Origin of the sequence: Mobiluncus mulieris ATCC 35243 (assembly GCF_000160615.1) — a bacterium.
In the GTDB taxonomy this organism is placed as follows: domain Bacteria; phylum Actinomycetota; class Actinomycetes; order Actinomycetales; family Actinomycetaceae; genus Mobiluncus; species Mobiluncus mulieris.
In genome coordinates, this window is the sequence record NZ_GG668518.1 from 186,979 (window position 1) to 192,663 (window position 5,685).

General features: G+C 50.8%; 2 protein-coding genes. One reads left to right on the plus strand and one right to left on the minus strand.

Annotated elements, in window-relative coordinates; all coding sequences use genetic code 11:
- Positions 1-2,417: cell wall-binding repeat-containing protein (locus HMPREF0577_RS00725; RefSeq protein ID WP_004011719.1), on the plus strand; the 2,417-nt coding region annotated here is incomplete at its 5' end.
- 438 nt (positions 2,418-2,855) lie between these two features.
- Here HMPREF0577_RS00725 and HMPREF0577_RS00730 read toward each other — a convergent pair.
- Positions 2,856-5,685: cell wall-binding repeat-containing protein (locus HMPREF0577_RS00730; RefSeq protein ID WP_004011720.1), on the minus strand; the 2,830-nt coding region annotated here is incomplete at its 5' end.

Here is a 5,685-nt window from a genome sequence, read left to right on the forward strand (position 1 = left end):
CGGGTGGGGATAGGATGGTTCCGTCTCCGTCTTATGATGTGAATCGTTTGCGGCTTTCTGGTAAGAGTCGTGTTGATACGGCGATTGAGGTGGCTAAGCACGCGATGAAGGCTGCTGATGGTGTGTCTGATCATTCTTGGAATGGTAATCAGCCTCCGAAGGTGGTTTATATCGCGGGTTATGATGGTGAGGTAGATGCGGCTGCTGGTGGCGCGTTGACTGATGGGCCGATGCTGCTGGCTAAGGCTGATGGGTCTTCTAATGAGAAGGTCGCGGAAGCAGTGAAGGAATTCGGCGTGGAGACTGTTATCGCTCTTGGTGGTGATAAGGCGGTGCCGGATTCGGTGTTGTCTGATATTGCTAAGAAGGCTGGGGATTTGAAGACGGCTCGTGTGGCTGGTCATGATCGTTTTGAGACTTCTGTGGAGATCGCGAATCGTATTGGTCAGGTTACTGGCCGTTTCACCCCGGGTACGGTGGTGTTGGCTAATGGGGTGACTTTGGTTGATGCGTTGACTGCGGGTACGATTGATTCCCCGATTTTGTTGACTAAACAAGATGGTTCACTGCCGGAATCCGTGATGGCGTATTTGAAGAAGGTTAAGCCCCAGAACTTTATTGCGGTGGGTGGTACTAAGGTGATTCCGGATTCTACGGTGTTGTCTGCGCAGTACACTGCTTTGGGTAATGGTGCTTTGTCTACGGATGATTCTTATCCGGATATTATTGCGAAGCGTGACCGGTTGAAGGCTTTGATTGCTGAAGCTGATAGCCAGTGGAATCGTTCTGATGGTGAGTATGTGCAGGCGGTTAAGACCGCGAAGCGTTTATACAAAGAAGCTAAGGTTCGCTATGACGTGGCGCGGGCTGATTTGGAGAAGGCTGTTGCCCCGTTGGATAGTGTTAAAGGCATCGATGAGAATAAGAAGCTTTTGGACGGAGGGAAACTCGCAGCCAACAGTAAAGTCCAAGATGTTATTGCGAAGCTGTCTCCGGTGTTTTCTAAAGACATGGTAACTGCCGATAAGGATGTGGCGGGGAAGTTGTTTAAGCCTTCTCGTGAGAAGATTACTTTTGATGAGGCTGCTGCTATTGAAAAATACGCGAAGGATGCGATTAAGGACGCGAAGAAAGCGATTGATAAGTATAACGCGAAGCAGGCTGATGGTACGGAGTCTGATTTCGATGGGTTAGCTAAGCATGTTATTGAAGGTGACGTACAGACTACTGGGGTTTCTTTGTATGCGCAGATGCAGGTGTTTAAATACCGTTTGGATGCGGCAGAGGCTAACCTGAAATCCGCTAAAGACACGGTGGCTTACCTGGATTTGAAGGCTGCTGGTTTGGGTGACAAGCTCCAGGGTAAGTCTTACACTCGCCTGGCTGGTAAGAACCGTTATGGTACTGCGGCGGCTATCTCGGCTTGGTATCAAAACCATTATGACCCGGATTGGACTACTGCGGTTTACCTGGTCAATGGTGATGCTCTGGCCGATGCGGTGGTAGCTGGCCAGTTGCATCGTGGCCCGGTGTTACTCACTAACAGCGCGGAGGCCTACTCGAACGAGGTTAACAACGAGATTATCCGCGCCGCGAAACGCCTGGGTGCTAAAAACTCGAAACTAATCGAGATTTACGGGGTTGGCGGCAGTAAAGTAATCTCTGACAGCCTGTTGAAAACCGCTAACGCCACCGCCCTCGTAGCCCAACGCGGCGACAACACCAACCAACCCACCCCAGGCAAGAAAAACCCGTTTACTAACAGTGAAAACGTGACCGTGGATAAACCCGCCTTCGATATCAAAACTACCGATAACGCCGGTGTGGAGGTTCAGGTGAAGGTTATGGGTTCAGCGATTAGCGAGAACCTCGCCAATAAGGTGAAACTGGTTAAGCGTATGCCGCTAGACGGCACCGCCCCAACCCCCACGGGTGAGGCTGACGGCAAGGTTAAAGTCACCACCGCCAGTGCAACTCCCGGCACCTACACCTACGAAATAGAACTGCCCGGAGGCAGGAAAGCCTACTTCACCGCCACCGTGAAAGAACAATCGACTAAACCAGCACTCAACGTGACCGCAGGTGGTGTTGTAAGCACCGAACTGTACTCGCTGACTGGTGAGACTGTAGGAACAGACCACCCGACGGATTTGAAGGTTTCCTCTTTGAAAGACAAGTCTTTCGCTGTAAAGATTAAAACCAGTACTAAAGGTGCTGAGCTGAAAGCCAGTGTCAGCGTCAACAACGCTGCGGCTACTGACGCGAAGATTGTCAAGAAAGACACTGATTCCTATGTCGTGTTCAACGTTCCGGAGAATATCGCAGCCAACCAAACTATTAAGCTGACGCTTACTCAAACCGAGACTGGTAAAATGCCTACCGACTCGGATGTGGCAACCATCACCGTAGCCAACTAGGGTGGGCTGTTTCGGATAGTATCTAATATAACCGAATAAATAGACAGTTGGCTCCCGGGGAATACAAGATTTCCCGGGAGCCAACCCGCATATAGACCGGCTCGCAACCACCGAGTCGTTAGACACCCCGGAGGGGCTAGGAGCCGACCCAATTCACGAACCAAAAACCGTGCAACTCTCGTTGCGCTACACGTGCAAAACCACTTGCGCTACACTCGCAGAAAAAACCTGCACTTGACAACACCCAGAAACCCCCGGTGTTTACCGGCTCGAGGAACACCCCGGTTTAGTTAGTGTCGGGTTGTTTCCCAGGTGAAGACCGGTGTCATGTTGGTAGTAGTCGAATAATTAAGGTTAAGCCCGTGGTGCTCCCCAAGTTTCACTTGGGGAGCACCACGGTTATTTAGTTTTCACTCAGAATGGCTGTTAGCTCAGGGTTTACTTTACTTCAAAGAGTTTAGGCTTGCTAGCAGCGTTCTGTGGAATGTAAAGGTACTTGACATTGGTCAGGTTGGCGGTAGCAACCTTGACTTTACCGTCGTTGCTTCCGCTTTGAGAAACAGTAGCGCCGGATACGGTCTTGCCGTCCTTATCCAATGCCAAAGCATTGGTAACAGTTACGGCAGCATTAGTTTCACCAACCTCGAAAAGCTTGTCAGCGCCAGAAGCCACGCCGGTTACTTCGGTGGGTTTGCCGGCCTGGTAGGTGAACTTCGCGGAGAAATCCTTAGTGCCGAGTTTACCCTTGATGGTGTAGGTACCGAACTTGGTGGTACCTGGAGTCACCGTAACCTTCACCTTACCGTTAGCGCCATCATCAGCCACGGTCGGAGCCGTTGCGTCAGTGCCACTGTTCTTGCCATTGATTTGCAGGCCGGTAGCAGCTGAGGTAGCGGCTTGGCCGTTGAGCTTCAACGACAGCTCGAAAGCATTAGCCCAGGTGGCGGTCTTGTCGTCTAGGGTGACGGTCTTGTCGTCTAGGGTGACGGTGTCCGCTTTTATGGTGACAGTGACCTGGGCGGTGTTATTGTCGCCGTCTTTCACGCTAACAGTGTACACGTCACCAGCCGTCAAGGACGCGCCAGCGTTCTTGGTGATGGTCAGGGTGTTGTTGTTAGACACCGTAGCGGTAAGGTCGGTGGAGACTACGTTGTTTTTCTTCACGCTCACAGTGTGGCTCAACACAGGCACAGCGGATTTATCGGTGAGTTTAGCGGTTAGAGCCAGGGTAGCGCCAGACTCTGGCATATCCACGTTTTCAACAGCCTTATTACTGGCGTCTACCAGTTGGAGGGCGGCTTCTTCTTGTTTCTTCCCGACCTCACCGAGGTAGTCAGCCCCCGCGTAGTCTTTAGCGTTACGCAAAGCCTTAACCGCCTCATCACGTACCTCGTCACTGATAGCGACTTTACCACCAATAGCGAAAGTACCCAGGTTAGTGGTACGGTACTTCAAATACGCCAGATGCTTCAAAACCGGCTCACTGATTTTACCGGAGGTCGGTACCAGCATAATCGGACCATCCGTCAACTGACCCGCCACCACGGAATCAATCAGATGCGCATCATCACCAGAGGCCAAATAAGCCCGCCCGTTAACTGGATCGACCTTGTCCTGATGCAGATACGAACCCCGCAAAAGACTGTAAACCGCGAGTAAAGCCGAAGTCTCGTAACGATCCTTACCCGCCAAACGCGGCCACGTACCCTCCTGGGTAACCAGATTCATCCGTTCCTTACCGAAATACAAGTTAACCGCGTCAACCAAATCCTTCTTCGCCTTATCAGCCTTCTCCTTTTGAGACTTATACTCAGAAGTAGCCTGGTTAAACAAAGCATCATAGTTAACACCATCAACCACAGGCTTACCAGCCGGAACCGGGTCATTCGCATGCACGTTGCTGGCATTAGAATCAATGTCTAGGTAGACGGCCCCACCCAAGGTAGCAGGCTTAGTACCAATCATGTAGGCCTTAACCTCGCTCCAATCACCAGAAGATAGCTTCGATTCGATACCCTTGAAGAAATCAGTATTCAAACCAGTAATCTCGTCAGTATCACTATCAAAAGTAAACGCCCCACCATCAGAAAGCTTACCCTTCTTAAACGTGGTACCAGCAGCCTGGGAAGACACACCATACATATCCTTAACCGCCTTCAACAACGCATCAGCCTTAGCCCCAGCCTTAGTACGTACGTCAGCGGTGCCACCTACGAATTCACCAGCCTTGACTTTCTCTGCGATAGCGTTACGCAACGCCACATCCAAATCTGCCTGCAGCGCGGTGTGCTTGTTAGTCAACGCTAAAACATTCTTACCCAGTTTCTCGGTAGAATCCTTGTAACCAATAAACGCTTTCTTCGGATCAGTCACATTCACACTCACGTTAACCGTAGACGGATCCTTAGACTCACCAACAACAGCACCGCCGGTATACCCGTTACCGAAGTAGTTGTATTCATCAACCTTCTTCGGATCCCAATACTTCTGCTCGATGAATCCCTTACCCATGCGCTGCCACTTATCTTGACCGAAATACACCGCTGCCGCACGCTGCACATCAGCCTTCTTCTCCGCAGTAGTCTTCAAATAAGACCACGGGTCAAGCTTCTTCGTCTCACCAAGAATCTTGTTAACCTGCTCCTCAGACAAAGCACTCTTACCGCCAAGCACCACACCATCAGCACTCAAGGTAAGCTTCTCGAAATACTCCTTAGTAGCCTTATCCACATCACCCTCGTGATTCACCAGCAACACCGGACCATCACCAGCCGCGCCCGCAGTCAACGCGTCAACAAGCTGATCCCCACGAGTCAAATACACCCGGCTCACCGAGTAACTCTTATACGAAGCTTTCGCTACCGCCACATTCGTCTCATAACGATTCTTACCATCCAAACGCTCGGTCTTGGTAATCTTATCGTTCATCTTCTTAACCGCAGCCACCGCCTCATCAGCAACAGCCTTCTTACCACCAACAGCAACCAACTTGCTAACATTAGGGAACTTCGTCTTCATCGTCGCACCCAACAACAACTGACCCGAACGATCCGACGGTACCAACAAGACAATACCATCCTTCAACATCCCAGAAGTCGCCGCATCAACCATATTCTCATCCCGAGAAGACACCAAATACGCAGTCTTCAAAGAAGAATTAGAATCCTTATACAACTTCTCCGCCACAGCCAAAGCCGTATCAATACGCGAATCACCAGAAACACGAGTAAACGAACCACCATCAGGGAACTTAATCTCATCCCCAACA